12 protein-coding genes are annotated in these 15071 nt (G+C 58.8%); 9 read left to right on the top strand and 3 right to left on the bottom strand.

The genetic code is table 11. From position 1 onward, the window contains the following. Positions 1-11 precede the first annotated feature (11 nt). The 4 genes from BM352_RS17300 (at position 12) to BM352_RS17285 (ending at position 5129) form a co-directional block, all read left to right on the top strand. Positions 12-2189: a primosomal protein N' gene (locus BM352_RS17300; RefSeq protein WP_090219408.1), complete on the top strand. Its 2178-nt coding sequence runs from the start codon at positions 12-14 to the stop codon at positions 2187-2189. A gap of 106 nt (positions 2190-2295) precedes the next feature. After that, entirely contained in the window at positions 2296-3366 is a 1071-nt protein-coding gene (hisC, locus tag BM352_RS17295; protein WP_090220398.1) for a histidinol-phosphate transaminase, read from the top strand. After that, positions 3367-4281, top strand: a complete 915-nt coding sequence (locus BM352_RS17290) for a prephenate/arogenate dehydrogenase family protein (protein WP_090219406.1) — start codon at positions 3367-3369, stop codon at positions 4279-4281. It abuts the gene before it with no gap. Further along, the gene (locus tag BM352_RS17285) at positions 4278-5129 is read left to right on the top strand and encodes an extensin-like domain-containing protein (RefSeq protein WP_090219404.1); all 852 of its coding nucleotides are present in this window, start codon (positions 4278-4280) and stop codon (positions 5127-5129) included. Before BM352_RS17290 ends, BM352_RS17285 begins: the two co-directional genes overlap by 4 nt. Here BM352_RS17285 and BM352_RS17280 read toward each other — a convergent pair. Continuing rightward, positions 5126-6127, bottom strand: coding sequence for a DUF2125 domain-containing protein (locus BM352_RS17280; protein WP_090219401.1), 1002 nt, complete (start codon positions 6125-6127; stop codon positions 5126-5128). The genes BM352_RS17285 and BM352_RS17280 overlap by 4 nt on opposite strands. A gap of 62 nt (positions 6128-6189) precedes the next feature. Here BM352_RS17280 and BM352_RS17275 point away from each other — a divergent pair, with 62 nt between their 5' ends. The 3 genes from BM352_RS17275 (at position 6190) to BM352_RS17265 (ending at position 9907) form a co-directional block, all read left to right on the top strand. Beyond that, positions 6190-6732, top strand: a complete 543-nt coding sequence (locus tag BM352_RS17275; RefSeq protein WP_425434544.1) for a gamma-glutamylcyclotransferase — start codon at positions 6190-6192, stop codon at positions 6730-6732. 81 nt (positions 6733-6813) lie between these two features. Beyond that, on the top strand, positions 6814-8028 hold the full coding sequence (locus BM352_RS17270; protein ID WP_090219399.1) for a biopolymer transporter ExbB: 1215 nt from the start codon (positions 6814-6816) through the stop codon (positions 8026-8028). Positions 8029-8032: 4 nt separating this feature from the next. Beyond that, positions 8033-9907 (top strand): peptidoglycan -binding protein, encoded by a 1875-nt coding sequence (locus tag BM352_RS17265; RefSeq protein WP_090219397.1) that lies wholly within the window; start codon positions 8033-8035, stop codon positions 9905-9907. Here BM352_RS17265 and BM352_RS17260 read toward each other — a convergent pair. Then, the gene (locus tag BM352_RS17260; protein ID WP_090219395.1) at positions 9894-10865 is read right to left on the bottom strand and encodes a M23 family metallopeptidase; all 972 of its coding nucleotides are present in this window, start codon (positions 10863-10865) and stop codon (positions 9894-9896) included. The two genes, BM352_RS17265 and BM352_RS17260, sit on opposite strands and share 14 nt — an antisense overlap. After that, positions 10865-13198: an ATP-dependent Clp protease ATP-binding subunit ClpA gene (gene clpA / locus BM352_RS17255; protein ID WP_090219392.1), complete on the bottom strand. Its 2334-nt coding sequence runs from the start codon at positions 13196-13198 to the stop codon at positions 10865-10867. Before clpA ends, BM352_RS17260 begins: the two co-directional genes overlap by 1 nt. Before the next feature lie 257 nt (positions 13199-13455). On the opposite strand from clpA, the gene BM352_RS17250 reads away from it, so the two are divergent. Both BM352_RS17250 and BM352_RS17245 read left to right on the top strand, forming a co-directional pair. Next, the gene (locus BM352_RS17250; protein ID WP_139229868.1) at positions 13456-14256 is read left to right on the top strand and encodes a class I SAM-dependent methyltransferase; all 801 of its coding nucleotides are present in this window, start codon (positions 13456-13458) and stop codon (positions 14254-14256) included. A gap of 247 nt (positions 14257-14503) precedes the next feature. Beyond that, positions 14504-15070, top strand: a complete 567-nt coding sequence (locus tag BM352_RS17245; RefSeq protein ID WP_090219390.1) for a F0F1 ATP synthase subunit delta — start codon at positions 14504-14506, stop codon at positions 15068-15070. Position 15071 lies beyond the last annotated feature (1 nt).

Below are 15071 nucleotides of genomic sequence, written 5' to 3'. Positions count from 1 at the left end.
AAGGGGCAGTCGTGAGCGGGTTTTTCCATGAAGGCGAATTGGTGGGGGTCGTGACCACCCAGCCCTTAGACCGCATGCTCGACTACAAAGCCCCGGAGGGCGGCTGCCACTTAGGGGCGTTCGTCGAAGTCCCGCTCGGACCGCGCAAAGTGCTAGGTGTCGTTTGGGGACCCGGAAAAGGCGACTTCGATTATTTCAAAATCCGTTCTGTCATCCGCGTTCTCGACGTCCCACCGATGCGCGACGAGATGAAGGAATTCCTGACCCGCGCAGGGGCTTACACTTTGACACCGCTGAGTGCGATGGTTCGACTTGCGACGCGCTCTCCGGGGCTGGGCGATCCGCCAGCGATGCGAAAAGTATTTCGCATGGGCACGGGAGAGGTCGACCGCATGACCCCAGCCCGCGAAAAGGTTCTGGCGGTGCTGGAAGAGTTTGGGGGGCTGTCCTTCACCCTGAAGGAATTGGCAGAGCAAGCAGGTGTCGGGTCGTCCGTCGTCAAAGGCTTGGCCGCGCAAGGTGCCGTGCGCGAAGAGGACAGCCCCCGCGACTTGCCTTTCGCGCGGCTGGACCCGTCCCGCCCCGGGAAAGAGTTGACCGAGGACCAAGCAACTGCCGTGGTGGCTTTGGACCGCGATGGCTATTCCACGACGCTGCTGAAAGGCGTCACAGGGTCGGGCAAAACTGAGGTTTATCTAGAAGCTGTGGCGGCTTGCCTGCGAAAAGGGCGGCAAGCCTTGGTGCTGTTGCCGGAAATTGCACTGACCTCTGAGTTTCTGACACGTGTGGAGGACCGGTTCGGCGCGCGTCCCGCAGAATGGCATTCCGGCGTGACCATGACAGAGCGTCGGCGCGTCTGGCGCATGGTTGCGGATGGCGGCGCGGAGTTGGTTGTCGGCGCACGATCTGCGTTGTTTCTGCCCTACCGCGATCTTGGCTTGATCGTTGTGGATGAAGAGCATGACAGCTCCTACAAGCAGGAAGAAGGTGTGCTGTATAACGCCCGCGACATGACAGTTCTGCGCGCATCGCTCTGCGGTGCTCAGGTGGTTCTGGCCTCCGCCACGCCATCGCTGGAGACTTGGGCCAACGCAGAGGCTGGGAAATACGCACGGGTCGAATTGACCTCGCGTTTTGGAGATGCGGTGCTGCCCGAAATGCGCGCCATTGATATGCGCCGCGAAGACCTTCCAGGATCACGCTGGGTGTCGCCGACCTTGCAAAACGAGATCGCAAAAAGGATCGAACTCGGTGAGCAGTCGCTGGTCTTCCTGAACCGCCGTGGCTACGCGCCAATGACGCTTTGCCGCGCCTGTGGGCACCAAATCGTCTGCGAACACTGCGACGCGCGAATGGTCGAGCATCGGTTCCTCAAGCGCTTGATGTGCCACCAATGTGGCGAAACGAAACCGATGCCCACCGCCTGCCCGTCCTGCGAGGCGGAGGACCGGTTGGCCCCTATCGGCCCGGGTGTGGAGCGGATGGGCGAAGAGTTGGCCGAACTGTTCCCTGACGCTCGCGTCGTGGTGTTGTCCTCCGATCTCTATGGCACGTCGCGCGAACTCAAAGCGCATATCGAAGCGATTGCAGAGGGTGGCGCGGATATCATCATTGGCACGCAACTTGTGGCCAAAGGGCACAACTTCCCGCATTTGACCTTGGTGGGTGTCATCGATGCCGATCTTGGGCTGCAAGGCTCCGACCTGCGCGCAGCAGAAAAGACATTCCAATTGATGCGCCAAGTCGCAGGGCGGGCAGGGCGCGCAGAGAAACGTGGCGTGGCATTGCTGCAAACTTTCCAGCCGGAACATCCGGTCATCACCTCAATCCTCAATGGGGATGAAGAAGCGTTTTGGAAGGCCGAAGCAGCGGAGCGGGAACAAGCCGGTATGCCGCCTTACGGGCGTATGGCAGGAGTTATTTTGTCAGGTCCGGAAGTAGGACCTGTGTTCGATCTGGGCAACGCATTGGCGCGCAATGATGGCGCGCTGAAGCGAGTTGGCGCGCAGGTTTACGGCCCCGCGCCCGCGCCAATTGCGCGCATTCGCGGGCGACACCGCGTGCGGCTTCTGGTGAAAGCCCCGAAAGGGGCGGCGTTGCAGGGGGCGTTGGCGGAATGGATCCGGCCCGTGCGCTTGAAGGGCGATTTGCGGTTGCAGATCGACATTGACCCGCAAAGCTTCTTTTAGGCCCACAGTATTCAGTGACCGAAATACGTGCCGCGCGCCCAAAGGTTGCGTCTTTCCAACGCCGCTTTGGCTGGTTAGAACAGGCGGAACTTTGGGGATGCCAGACATGACGATCACGCCGCAGCCGGGGATCATGGATATTAAGCTCTACCAATCCGGCGCCTCGAAGATCGAAGGCGTCTCGGAAGTGGTGAAGCTGTCATCCAACGAGAACCCGCATGGCCCGTCGAAACGGGCTTTGGATGCGTTCCGCCAAGCCGCGGGAGAGCTGCATTTATATCCCTCGACCGACCATGTAGACCTGCGAAACGCGATTGGCGAAGTGCAGGGGATGGACCCGCAAAAAATCACCTGCGGCGTCGGGTCGGACGAGATCATCTCCTTCATTTGCTATGCTTATGCAGCACCCGGAGATGAGGTGCTTTATACGGAACACGGGTTCTCGATGTATCGCATCTCTGCCTTGGCCGCGGGTGCGACGCCCGTTGTCGCGCCAGAGACGGAGCGGCGCACGGATGTCGACAAGTTGCTGGCAGCTGTGACTGAGCGGACCAAGCTTGTGTTCATCGCCAACCCGAACAATCCCACAGGCACTATGATTGATGAGGCCGAAGTCGCGCGACTGGCCGATGGCCTCCCAGAGGGCTGCCTGTTGGTGCTGGACGGGGCTTACGCCGAGTTCGTTGAGGGCTTCGACGCTGGCAAGGCGATCGTGGATGCCCGCGAGAATGTGTTTATGACACGCACCTTCTCGAAAATTTTCGGGCTTGGCGGTTTGCGAATTGGCTACGGCTATGGCCCGCAGGAAATCATCGATACGTTGAACCGCGTCCGTGGCCCATTCAATCTGAGCGTGCCCGCGCTGAAAGCTGCAGAAAGCGCGATGCGAGATGTCGGCTACACCGAGTGGTGCCGGAAAGAGAACGCGCGAATGCGCGAGTGGATGACCCTGAAATTGCAAGCCATGGGTGTCGAGCTAGATCCCTCCGAGGCGAATTTCGTACTCGCCCGTTTCAAGGATCAAGCGAAAGCGGAGGCTGTGGATGCCCATTTGAAGTCAAAAGGGCTGATCGTGCGCCTCGTGGGGGGCTACGGTTTGCCCAACTGTTTAAGGATCACCGTCGGAACCGAGGAAGCGTGCAAGCGCGTCATTGCGGCCATCAAGGAGGTGCTCTGAATGGCACAACTCTACAATCGGGTCGCCCTAATCGGGTTGGGCCTCATAGCGGGGTCCATGGCACATGCTATGAAACGCGCGGGCTTGGCAGGCGAAATTGTTGGCTATTCACGTTCCGCCGAGACACGTGATGTCGCGCGCGAAATTGGCCTGTGTGATCGTGTGGTCGATAACATGCTGGATGCGGTTGATGGCGCAGACTTGGTGATGCTCTGCGTGCCGGTCGGCGCGATGGGCGCTGTGGCAGCCGAGATTGCTCCTGCCTTGATGCCCGGTGCATTGGTGTCCGACGTTGGCTCCACCAAAGGCGCGGTCATCGAAGCCGTAACCCCTCATATGCCTGCAGGCGTTCACTTCATTCCTGCGCACCCACTGGCAGGGACAGAGCAGTCCGGCCCGCGCTCCGGCTTTGCCGAGCTTTTCGACAACCGCTGGTGTTTGCTGACCCCGTTGGAGGGGACCGATCCCGAGGTGCTGTCGCGTTATAAGTCCCTTTGGGAGCAAATGGGCTCGAATGTCGACGAGATGGACGCACCGCACCACGATCTGGTGCTGGCTGTGACATCGCATACGCCGCACCTCATCGCTTACACGATGGTGGGCGTCGCTGACGACTTGCAGCGGGTGACAGACAGCGAAGTGGTGAAATATTCTGCCGCCGGGTTCCGGGATTTTACGCGGATCGCAGCATCCGACCCGACGATGTGGCGGGATGTGTTCTTGGCGAACAAAGAGGCGACGCTGGAAATCCTTGGTCGCTTCACTGAAGAGCTGTTTGCTTTGCAGCGCGCAATCCGCACCGGTGATGGCGAGCACTTGCACGATTACTTCACTCATACTCGCGCGATCCGGCGTGGAATTATCGAGGCGGGGCAGGATATCGATGTGCCGAACTTCGGGCGGAACGCCAAATGAAGCGGCTGGTGGTGGCATTGCTGCTGCTGGCTGGGGCGGCGCAGGCGAATACGTCAACCTCTCTGCGACCTGTGCCACGTGAACCGGTCCCGCAGGCACCGGACCGCGCGATCATCGTTGAAGTCTCGCAATCGCAACTGGCGCCTAGGCGTTCGCTCCGGCCGGTCTCTCGCGGCGGGAAGACGACGCGCCAATCTTCTACCAATGCGAAGCCCAACACATTCGGCCAGCAATTGAAGCAGGCCTTCAACAAAAAGCCAGGGACGCGCGCGCGTGCTTCATCGAAAAACACCGCTTCGTCCAAGCGGGTCGCCAAGGGGCTGCAAGGGTCTGTCTGCGGCGATCCGAACATCCGGGGAGAAAAGATCGGTCCAATCCCCGCAAAGCTTAATGGGTGCGGGCTGAACAATGGGGTGAAGGTAACCGAGGTGTCCGGTGTCGCACTGACACAACATGCCAAGATCGACTGCAATACCGCCAAAGCCTTGAGGAGCTGGGTGGAAAACGGTGTGAAGCCGGCGGTAGGGCGCAGGGGTGGCGGTGTGAAGTCGATACAGGTTGTGGCGCATTACGCCTGCCGGACCCGCAACAACCAGAAAGGTGCGAAAGTCTCCGAGCATGGCCGCGGTCGTGCGGTGGACATCGCAGCAATCAACTTGAAGGACGGCTCTTCGATGACTGTCCTAAAGGGATGGCGCAGTGCGCAGAACGGGCCCGCACTGAAGAGAATGCATAAGGCAGCCTGCGGTCCTTTTGGAACGGTGCTTGGCCCGAATGCCAACCGCTTTCATCAGGACCACTTCCACTTCGACACCGCGCGGTATCGTTCGGGCACCTATTGCCGTTAACGCAGGTTTAGCGATGGGGCTGTTCCGATCGGGATCGGCCCCAGAAACACGCGCCCGTTCGAAAAACCAAGCGGTGCGTCGAGTGAGTTTTCCGAACCTGAAAGCTTCGCGAGAAATCCCAATCCGAGTTCGGCCGCTGATGCGGCCTCTGTCGGGATAGCACCAGCGCTGACAGCGAGGGCCAGCATTTCGCGCCAGTTTCTGGCGTTCAATGCAACCTCGCCATTTGGGAAGCCCTCAGCATCAACTGTCAAATCGCCCTTGGCGCGCAATTGCAGCTCGCCCCAGGTCCCGCGCGCGTCCTTGATGTTAAGGATTGTGATATCGGGGCGGTTCTGCTCAATCACTCGAATATCGAGAGGGCGTGCGAATCCGATCTCTGTGTCGAAGGTGATACCTTCGATGACGTCAGGCAAGGTGCCACCTGCATCCAGCATGTCGCGCAACGCATCGCCGGGAATGACCGTGTCAGCCTGTGCCGCGATGTCGTAGGTCATGTCCTTTCCCGCGGTCCGGCGGATGGCGGCGTTGAACTTGTCCGCGCCTGCTTTCCACCCTTCGGAGGAAGTCAGTGTCGCTGCCTCTACCACAATCGTCGCGCTGTCGAGCTCGAGCGTGCTGTTGGGTAAAACTTTAAGTGATGCAGTCATTGCATTGGTTTCAATATCAATTTTTTGAAATGGCGTCGCCAAAGACTGAGTGTTTGGCCAAGCGGCGATCAAATGGTTAGGCTGGTAGCTAAGTGAAAATAGCTGAAAGAACGGCGCCGACCAACTCAGGCCGGTTTCTGGATCGGTCAGTTGGATACCGGTGATGGTGGTGTCGAACCGGTTGGGAAAGCCGCGCACTTTGAGGTCGGAATATTCAACCTGCCAGCCCTCAGCGCGGCGTGCTTCAAGCCATCCCTCGGTTGCCTTCTGCGAGGCTGTTGCCCCGACCACCCAATAGGCGGCCCATGCGCTGGCGGCCACCAGCACGACAATGATCAGCTTGCGCATATGGAATATCCTTTTCCCGAAACCCGTGATGCTGTTTACAGGGCCGAAGATGGAAGGACCAGATGATGAACGACACTGCGCCCCTTTGGGTCTTTGGCTACGGCTCTTTGATGTGGAACCCGGGCTTCGAGCCTGCCGAGCAGGTCTTGGCACGGCTTTCTGGGTTTCATAGATCCTTTTGCATGTGGTCGATCCACCATCGCGGCTCGGAAGACGAGCCCGGTCTCGTGTTGGCTCTGGATGAAGCCGACGCGGTATGCGAGGGCGTCGCAATGCGCGTCGCGGATGAAGAGCGTGATCGGGTGCTGGAGTATCTGCGCGAACGGGAGTTGGTCTCCGCTGCTTATGTCGAACAGGTCCATGATCTTGAACTGCGTGACGGCCGCAAAGTGCCCGGCCTGTGCTACGTGATCGAACGCGACCACATCCAGTATTGCGGTGGGCTTGAGCTGGAGCGGCAAGCGCAGGTTATTGCAACGGCCGTCGGGGGGCGGGGGCCGAACACCGAATACCTCTACAATACTGCGCAGCAGTTGAATGCATTCAAGATTGAGGACGCTGACATGGATTGGCTCGTGACGCGAGTGCGGCAGCTGGCGGGCTAGTTTCTCCTTTGAAAACCGCCTTGGCCCGCCTATCATGACCGCCATAAAAAGAAGTCCGAGCATGACAGAGGCCCCAACCTGATGGATACCCGAGCCGAGCGGGAACGCACGCCGCAATTTACGCAGCCTGTGCGACAGATCATTCTTATGTTGGTTATCCTCGCCCTTGTGGTCGCAGGTGGTTATCTGATCTTTCCGGCGGTCTCTCCGGTTTTCTTGTCTAGTCCTTATCTGAATGGCGTTATTTTCACCGTCTTCGTAATCGGTGTTCTGGCGTGTTACTGGCAGGTTCTGCAGCTGATTTCGTCCGTGTCATGGATCGAGAGCTTTGCGCAGGATCGCGCAGACCATGACGCGTTTCGTGCCCCGCGCTTGTTAGCGTCGCTCGCAGGTTTGCTGCGATCGCGGGGCGCACGGATGCAGATCAGCTCTGGCTCCGCGCGCACCATCCTGGATTCTGTGGCAACGCGGATGGACGAAGCCCGTGACATCACGCGCTACATCGTCAACCTTCTCATTTTTCTGGGATTGCTGGGCACATTCTACGGCTTGGCCACCACGATCCCCGGCGTGGTCGATACCATTCGCTCTTTGAACGTCAAAGAAGGTGAAAGCGGCGCAAAAGTTTTTGGTCAACTGATGACGGGGCTGGAAGGCCAGCTTGCCGGTATGGGCACTGCGTTCGCATCGTCGCTGCTGGGCCTTGCCGGGTCGTTGGTCGTCGGGTTGCTGGAACTGTTTGCAGGCCACGGGCAAAACCGCTTCTACCGCGAAATGGAAGAGTGGCTCTCTACCATCACACGTGTGGGTTTTTCCTCGGGCGAGGGCGAAGGCGGCGGTGCGTTCGATCAAGGCGTTGTCGCCACCGTTCTGGACCACATGGTAGAGCAGATCGACAGCCTTCAGGGGTTGTTTGTGCAAGGCGAAGCCAGCCGCTCTGCAACTTCTGAGAAGCTCGATGGTTTAACAAATTCTCTGCGGCATTTGACCGACCGGTTGGATATGACGATTGATCCTACCGAAGCACTGAACCGCGTGGCCGATGGGCAGGAGCGGCTGCTCGCCAAGCTTTCGGAGACGAACGAGGATGGCGTCGATCCAGAAAGCCGAATGAGGCTCCGCTCCATTGATGTGCAGTTGCTGAAAATTCTCGAAGAGATGTCGTCGGGACGTCAAGAAAGCATGTCTCAACTGCACGGGGATCTCACGCAAGTCACGCAAGCTGTGCGCCAGCTGACGCGGGAGCGTCGCCCGTCAAACACCCGAAGACTGCCGGACCGCGAGCAGGGGGAGTAGCCGCATGGCGCTGTCTCGTCGCAACGGCCAAAGGTTCGAGGCCAACATCTGGCCAGGGTTCGTTGATGCAATGACCGCACTGCTTTTGGTGTTGGTGTTCGTTCTGTCGATTTTCATGATCGTGCAATTCATGCTGAGCGAAACCATCACCACGCAAGACAGCGAACTGGATCAGCTTACGGGTGAGGTCGCCTCTTTGGCGCAGGCATTGGGGTTGGAGCAACAACGCAATTTCGGACTTGAAGAAGACATCACCAAGCTGGATGCCGAGAAGGCGCAGCAAGCCGCATTGATCGCTTCTCTGTCGTCGCAGAACCAATCGCAGGCCGGGCGGATCGCCAGTTTTGAGGAACAGGTGGCAGGGCTCTTGCGCGACCGCGAAGGGCTTCAAGGCCAAGTGGCAGCGCTTTCCGGTGACTTGGAAGCATCGGAAACTCGGGTTGCCGGACTTAGCGCGCGGATCGAAGATATTGAGGCAGGCTTGGCCCTTGAGATTTCCGAGAAAGAAGCTGCGCAATTGGCGTTGGCCTCCGCCCGTCAGGAAATAAGCGAAAGTGAAGAAACGGCGCGCTTGGCGGCAGCACGACGCGAAGCGTTGGAAGCATTGGTCGCGGATTTGGAAACACAAACCAACGAGCAGGCCGAAGCCATCAGCGCCGCCGCAGCCGCAAAGCTGGTCGATGCTGCTGCGGCTCAAGCCTTACGTGACCGCCTGCAAAATGCGGATGCCGAATTGACCGCGATGACCTTGGCCTTGGAGGCCCAACGCAAAGACGCTGAAGACACGCTCACGCTTCTGGCCGCCGCGCGCGCCGCAGAAAAAACGCTTCAGGAGGAGCTTTTGTCCGTGAAGGCATCCGAGGAAAGCCTTGATGACAAGCTTGCGGCAGCGTTGGCGGCTCAGGTGCAAGCCAGCGCTAACCTAGAGGCCTCAACCGCCGCTGAGGATGCGTTGCGGGCAGAACTCGCTGCCGCTTTGACGGCGCAGGCCGAAACGGGCGCCAGTCTGGCGCAAACCCAAGCGGATCAAGAAGAGTTGCGTCGCCAACTCGTCGCGGCCCTCGCGGCCAAGGTCGCGGCAGAAGCAGGTACGGGGGAGGCACTGAGCGAGGCCGAACAGCGCGCGGCGCTTCTGGCTGCGGCCCGCACCGAGCTTGCGGACGAGAAGGCGATCAGCCTCGAAAGCCAACGCCGCGTCGAGGCACTGAACCAACAGGTGGCAGCTTTGCGGTCCCAGTTGGGATCGTTGCAATCCATCCTTGATGAAACCGATGCGCGTCGTGAAGCGTCCGACGTTCAGGTGCAAAATCTCGGATCCGAGTTGAATTCGGCCTTGGCTTTGGTCGCCTCGGAACAGCGCGCGCGCGCGAAGCTGGAAGAAGCAGAACGGGTGCGGCTGGAAGCAGAAGCCAAAGAGCTAAAAAACTATCGCTCCGAATTCTTCGGCCAATTGCGCGCGTTGCTGGGCAATCAGGACGGAATTCGCATTGAAGGCGACCGCTTCGTCTTCTCGTCGGAAGTCCTGTTTCAACCGGGACAAGCGGTCTTATCGCAGGCGGGCAGGGGCGAAGTCGCCAAGGTGGCCGCGATCCTGTCACGCGTTGCAGGCGACATACCGGACACGCTGGACTGGGTGATCCGTGTCGATGGCCACACAGACAACGTTCCATTGTCTGGATTTGGGCAGTTCAAGGACAACTGGGAGCTGAGCCAAGCCCGAGCACTGTCTGTCGTTCGCTATATGAGCACTGAACTCGGTATCCCGCCAGACCGGCTGGCGGCGAACGGTTTCGGTGAATACCAGCCGATCAATTCTGAGGACACGACTGAGGCGCGGGCGCAAAACCGCCGGATCGAATTGAAACTCACTGAGAAATAGTGACGCTCAGAGTTTGCTGACCCAAAACAATGTCGCCGCGCGACAGTGTGACGGTGCCAATATATGCGCCGTTTGGCCAGCCACCTTCTGGCTGCTTTCGGCCAGAGGCGCGGAACAACTGGGCTTGGTTCTTGCGGAACTCAACCAACTGGTCATGCCGCCAACCATCTGGGCCTTTGATGTTGAATTCCATCACGTCGCCCGTTTGAGTGCCGAAGGCGTAGCCCCAAAGGACCAGGCCCGCCACTTCGGGGCTAAGGGCGGCGGGGTCGTCCATACCGGCCTTGATTTGGGCGAAATCCGGCACGTTTCCGGCGAAGCCCGCGTCCAGCAAGCCGCCGGGCTGATAGGGGATCGGGTCTTCCCAGAGTGTCTTTTTGGACGCATTGCATTTGCCCGGAGTGGCGTCAAGCGCGAAGGGGTCGATGACCTCGCCGTCTTGGCGGATCGACATGTGGATATGGGGGAACTCTGTGCGCCCGCTCAAGCCGACCTCGCCCAAGGGCGTGCCCTTAGCGACGCGCTGGCCTTTGGCGACGGAAACAGAGCCTTCTTTCATGTGGCAATACTGGGTTTCCCAGCCGCCGCCATGGTCAATCACGAGACCGTTGCCGCAGTCTTTGCCGCCTAAGTCGGGGGCATTCGGGGCGCTGGAGGCGATGTCGGCCATGCCGTCGCGGATGGCGCGGACGGTGCCGGGGGCCGCGGCGAGGACGGCGACCCCGGCCTCCATATCCGCCAGCGAGATCAGGCGAATGTCGGTGCCTTTGTGGCCGTCATAGCTGAGGGGGCCGCAGAACGCATCAAGATGCGCCTCAGACGGATCAACATCAACGTAATTTTGGATGAAACAGGTCTCGCCCAGATCGCAATCAATGGGCAGTGAGAATAATGGATCTTTCGCGGCCACGGGGGCCGCGAAAGCGATCAATGACAAAGCCAAAAGAGGCGTGCGCATTACTCAGCGGTGAGCAGCGGTGGCTTCTTCTTGGACGTGATCCGTGCAGCTTCGGGTTCGAGGATCGTGAGATCGATCTTACCCTTCTTGACGCCGACCTTGACCACACCGCCTTTGGCAAGTTTGCCGAACAGCAATTCCTCGGCCAGTGGCTTCTTGATGTGCTCCTGGATGACGCGGCCCAGCGGACGTGCCCCCATCTTGTCGTCGTAACCCTTGTCGCCGAGCCATTCGGCCGCGGCTGGAGTCAGCTCGATCGTCACGTTGCGATCCATCAGCTGCGCTTCGAGTTGCAGCACGAATTTCTCAACCACACGTGTGATGATCTGTTTGCCAAGTGGGGCGAAGCTGATCACAGCGTCCAAACGGTTGCGGAATTCCGGTGTGAACGTCCGCTCGATTGCTGCGGTGTCCTCACCTTCGCGGCGATCACGGCCAAATCCGATGGCCGATTTGGACATCTCCATGGCACCCGCGTTAGAAGTCATGATCAAGATCACGTTTCGGAAGTCCACTGTCCGGCCGTTATGGTCGGTCAGCTTGCCGTTATCCATCACCTGCAAGAGGATGTTGTAGACGTCCGGGTGGGCTTTCTCCATCTCGTCAAGCAGCAGCACACAGTGTGGGTGCTGGTCCACTTGGTCGGTCAGCATGCCACCTTGGTCAAACCCGACATAGCCGGGAGGCGCGCCGATCAGTCGGGAGACCGCGTGCTTTTCCATGTATTCAGACATGTCGAAACGCAGAAGCTCCACACCCAGAGTGCTGGCCAACTGTTTGGCGACCTCGGTTTTACCGACACCGGTTGGGCCTGCGAACAGGTAGTTGCCGATGGGTTTCTCCGGTTCGCGCAGTCCCGCACGGGCCAGCTTGATCGCCGAAGATAGCGCCTCGATCGCAGCATCCTGACCGAAGACCACGCGTTTGAGCGCTTTCTCCAGATCTTTCAGCACTGCCGCGTCGTCTTTGGAAACGTTTTTCGGCGGGATACGGGCAATCTTAGCCACGACGGCTTCGATTTCCTTTGCACCGATTGTTTTGCGGCGTTTGCTTTCGGACACCAGATGCTGCGCGGCGCCTGCTTCGTCGATCACATCGATCGCCTTATCTGGCAGCTTGCGATCGTGGATATAGCGGGCGGACAGCTCCACCGCCGACTTGATCGCGTCGGTGGTGTATTTGATGTCGTGATGCTCCTCGAAATAGGGTTTCAGCCCCTTGAGGATCTTGATCGCGTCATCGACCGATGGCTCATTCACGTCAATTTTCTGGAAACGACGCGACAGGGCGCGGTCTTTTTCGAAATGCTGACGGAACTCTTTGTACGTGGTTGAGCCCATGCAGCGCAGCTTGCCGCCCTGAAGGGCAGGCTTCAGAAGGTTGGACGCGTCCATTGCGCCGCCCGATGTTGCACCGGCACCGATAACTGTGTGAATTTCGTCGATGAACAGAACTGCATCGGGATGTTCTTCCATCTCGGTCATAACGGCCTTCAGCCGTTCCTCGAAGTCGCCGCGATAACGTGTTCCTGCCAGCAAGGCGCCCATGTCGAGTGAATAGATCGTTGCCCCAGCCAAGACATCAGGTGTCTCACCAGCAACGATTTTATGGGCCAGACCTTCGGCGATGGCCGTTTTTCCCACACCGGGATCGCCCACCAGAAGCGGGTTGTTCTTGCGACGGCGGCACAGCACTTGAATGCAGCGTTCAACCTCTTCGGCACGACCAATCAGCGGGTCCACGTCGCCTTTCATGGATTTGGCGTTCAAGTCGACACAGTATTTGGCCAGCGCGGATTCCTTGCCGTCACTCTCCACTTCATTCGCGTCGGATGCAGCGTCTTCATCAAAGTCTGTCGCACCTGTGATGGGGCGGGCCTCTCCGAAGTTGGGATCTTTTGCGACGCCATGGGCAATGAAATTGACCGCGTCGTAGCGCGTCATGTCTTGCTCTTGCAGGAAGAAAGCGGCGTTGCTTTCACGTTCTGCAAAAATGGCGACAAGCACGTTCGCGCCGGTAACTTCGGTGCGACCCGACGACTGGACGTGAATAGCTGCGCGCTGAATGACGCGTTGGAAGGCGGCCGTGGGTACGGCTTCTGAGCCTTCGACATCTGTAACAAGTGTAGACAGTTCATCCTCGATGAATTCGACCAAAGTCGATCGCAGGATGTCCAAATCCACACCACAGGCGTTCATCACCTTCGCTGCGTCTGGTTCATCGATCAACGCCAAGAGAAGGTGCTCTAGGGTGGCGAGTTCGTGGCGATGAGTGTTTGCCTGCGCCAAAGCAGAATGAATGGCCTTTTCGAGAGTGTCAGAGAATGACGGCACCCTATGCTCCTTTTTTATCGAGGGCAGGTTCCGGGTTGAGGACCCGGTCTCTACCATTGCCTCTTAGACCTTACAGTTCGGTTTAAATCGCCAAGCTTCAAGTCTTTTCTTTTCACAATGGGCGTGATTGACCCGAAAAGAAAGAGAGGATTGCACTGGTGGGTAAACCAGCTGTTGTTCTTCAGGTAAGACGCGCCGACGGCTTTGCAAGTGCACAAAAGAGATGCAATGTGATGTGACGCGCAAAGGGAATGCTGATGCATCTGGATGTTCAGGATCTGAAGAAGTTCTACTACCGCACAGGCCTTGGCCGTGTGGCGCAACGCGCGGTGCGTGATCAAGTGCGTGATTTTTGGCCCGACACCAAGGGGCAGACAGTTGTTGGGTATGGCTTTGCAGCGCCTTTGCTGCGCCCGTTTATTGGCGAAGCGCGCCGTGTGATCGCCCTAATGCCGGGGCCGCAAGGCGTCATGCACTGGCCAGCTGGGCAGGGTAATATGTCAGTGCTGTGCGAGGAAACTCTATGGCCCCTACAGACGGGGCAGGCGGATCGCTTGGTGCTTTTGCATGGGCTGGAGACGTCCGAGAACCCCACGGCGCTGCTGGAGGAATGCTTCAGGGTGTTGGGCCCCGGCGGGCGGGCGCTGTTTGTTGTCCCCAACCGTGCTGGGCTTTGGTCCCGCCGCGATGCCACGCCATTTGGGTTTGGCCGGCCTTACTCCTTGACCCAGCTTGAGGCGCAGCTGAAGCGCCATTCGTTTACGCCGGAGCGGCACCGCGCGGCGTTGTTCGCGCCACCCAGCCAGCGCAAGGTCTGGTTGAAGTGGTCCAGCAGCCTAGAACGCATCGGGGGCAAGGTGTCGTCGTATTTTGCCGGTGGTGTTTTGATCGTTGAGGCAAGCAAGCAGGTCTACGCGCCGAAGAAAAAGGGGCTCACCGTTGACGTGCGCGCGCCGCTTCGGGTCTTGGAAGGGGCCGCGAATCCTGTTGCAGGTCGTGGCGTCACGCAGCGGATAGCAAGCGCAGTTTCGGGTGACTCGGCGCAGAAAAGCACCTAATTTTGGTCAAGAGGGTCCAAATAATGCGGCTTCAATCGGTCGCACCCTTAACTGAAAATGCGAGATCGCCAACAAATCAAGGGTATGCGGCGGTATTCTAATACACTTTTATATTGGCCTTCCCTGTTGCGGTAAGCACACCGCTTTGCTAGATCACCACTGATTTTGAAGGCCGCGGGGTGCGCGGCCTTTCTTGCAACGGCCTAGTAGGACTTCGCTTGAGTTTGCTGGCCTCGTTATCGGAAGGGTGGACGTGTCCGAACCAGTCTCGATCTCCACAGGCATCGCCGGACGCTATGCGACCGCCGTGTTTGAGTTGGCCAAAGAAGGCAAGAAGCTGAAGGCGTTGGAAACCGACGTCGACACTCTGGATGCCGCACTGGCCGAAAGTGCTGATTTCCGCGACCTGATCGCGTCGCCGCTGTATTCTCGTGAGCAGCAGGCGAACGCCGTCGAGGCAATCGCCAAGAAAATGAAACTTTCGCCAGTGGTGGCCAATACGCTGAGCCTGATGGCCGGCAAACGCCGCCTTTTCGTGTTGCCTCAGCTCGTCGCGTGTCTGCGCGGGTTGATCGCTGACGAAAATGGCGAAGTCACCGCTGACGTTACCGCCGCCAAGGCAATGACCAAGGCGCAACAAGACAAACTTGCCAAGACGCTGAAAGAGGCTGTTGGCAAAGATGTGAAAATCAAAATGGCCGTCGATGAAAGCCTCATTGGCGGTCTTATTGTAAAAGTGGGCTCCAAGATGATCGATACCTCGATCCGCTCGAAGCTCGCCTCCCTCCAGAATTCCATGAAAGAGGTCGGATAAC

Source organism: Litoreibacter janthinus, from assembly GCF_900111945.1.
GTDB classification, from domain to species: domain Bacteria; phylum Pseudomonadota; class Alphaproteobacteria; order Rhodobacterales; family Rhodobacteraceae; genus Litoreibacter; species Litoreibacter janthinus.
This window is presented reverse-complemented; position numbering and strand designations above follow the sequence as displayed.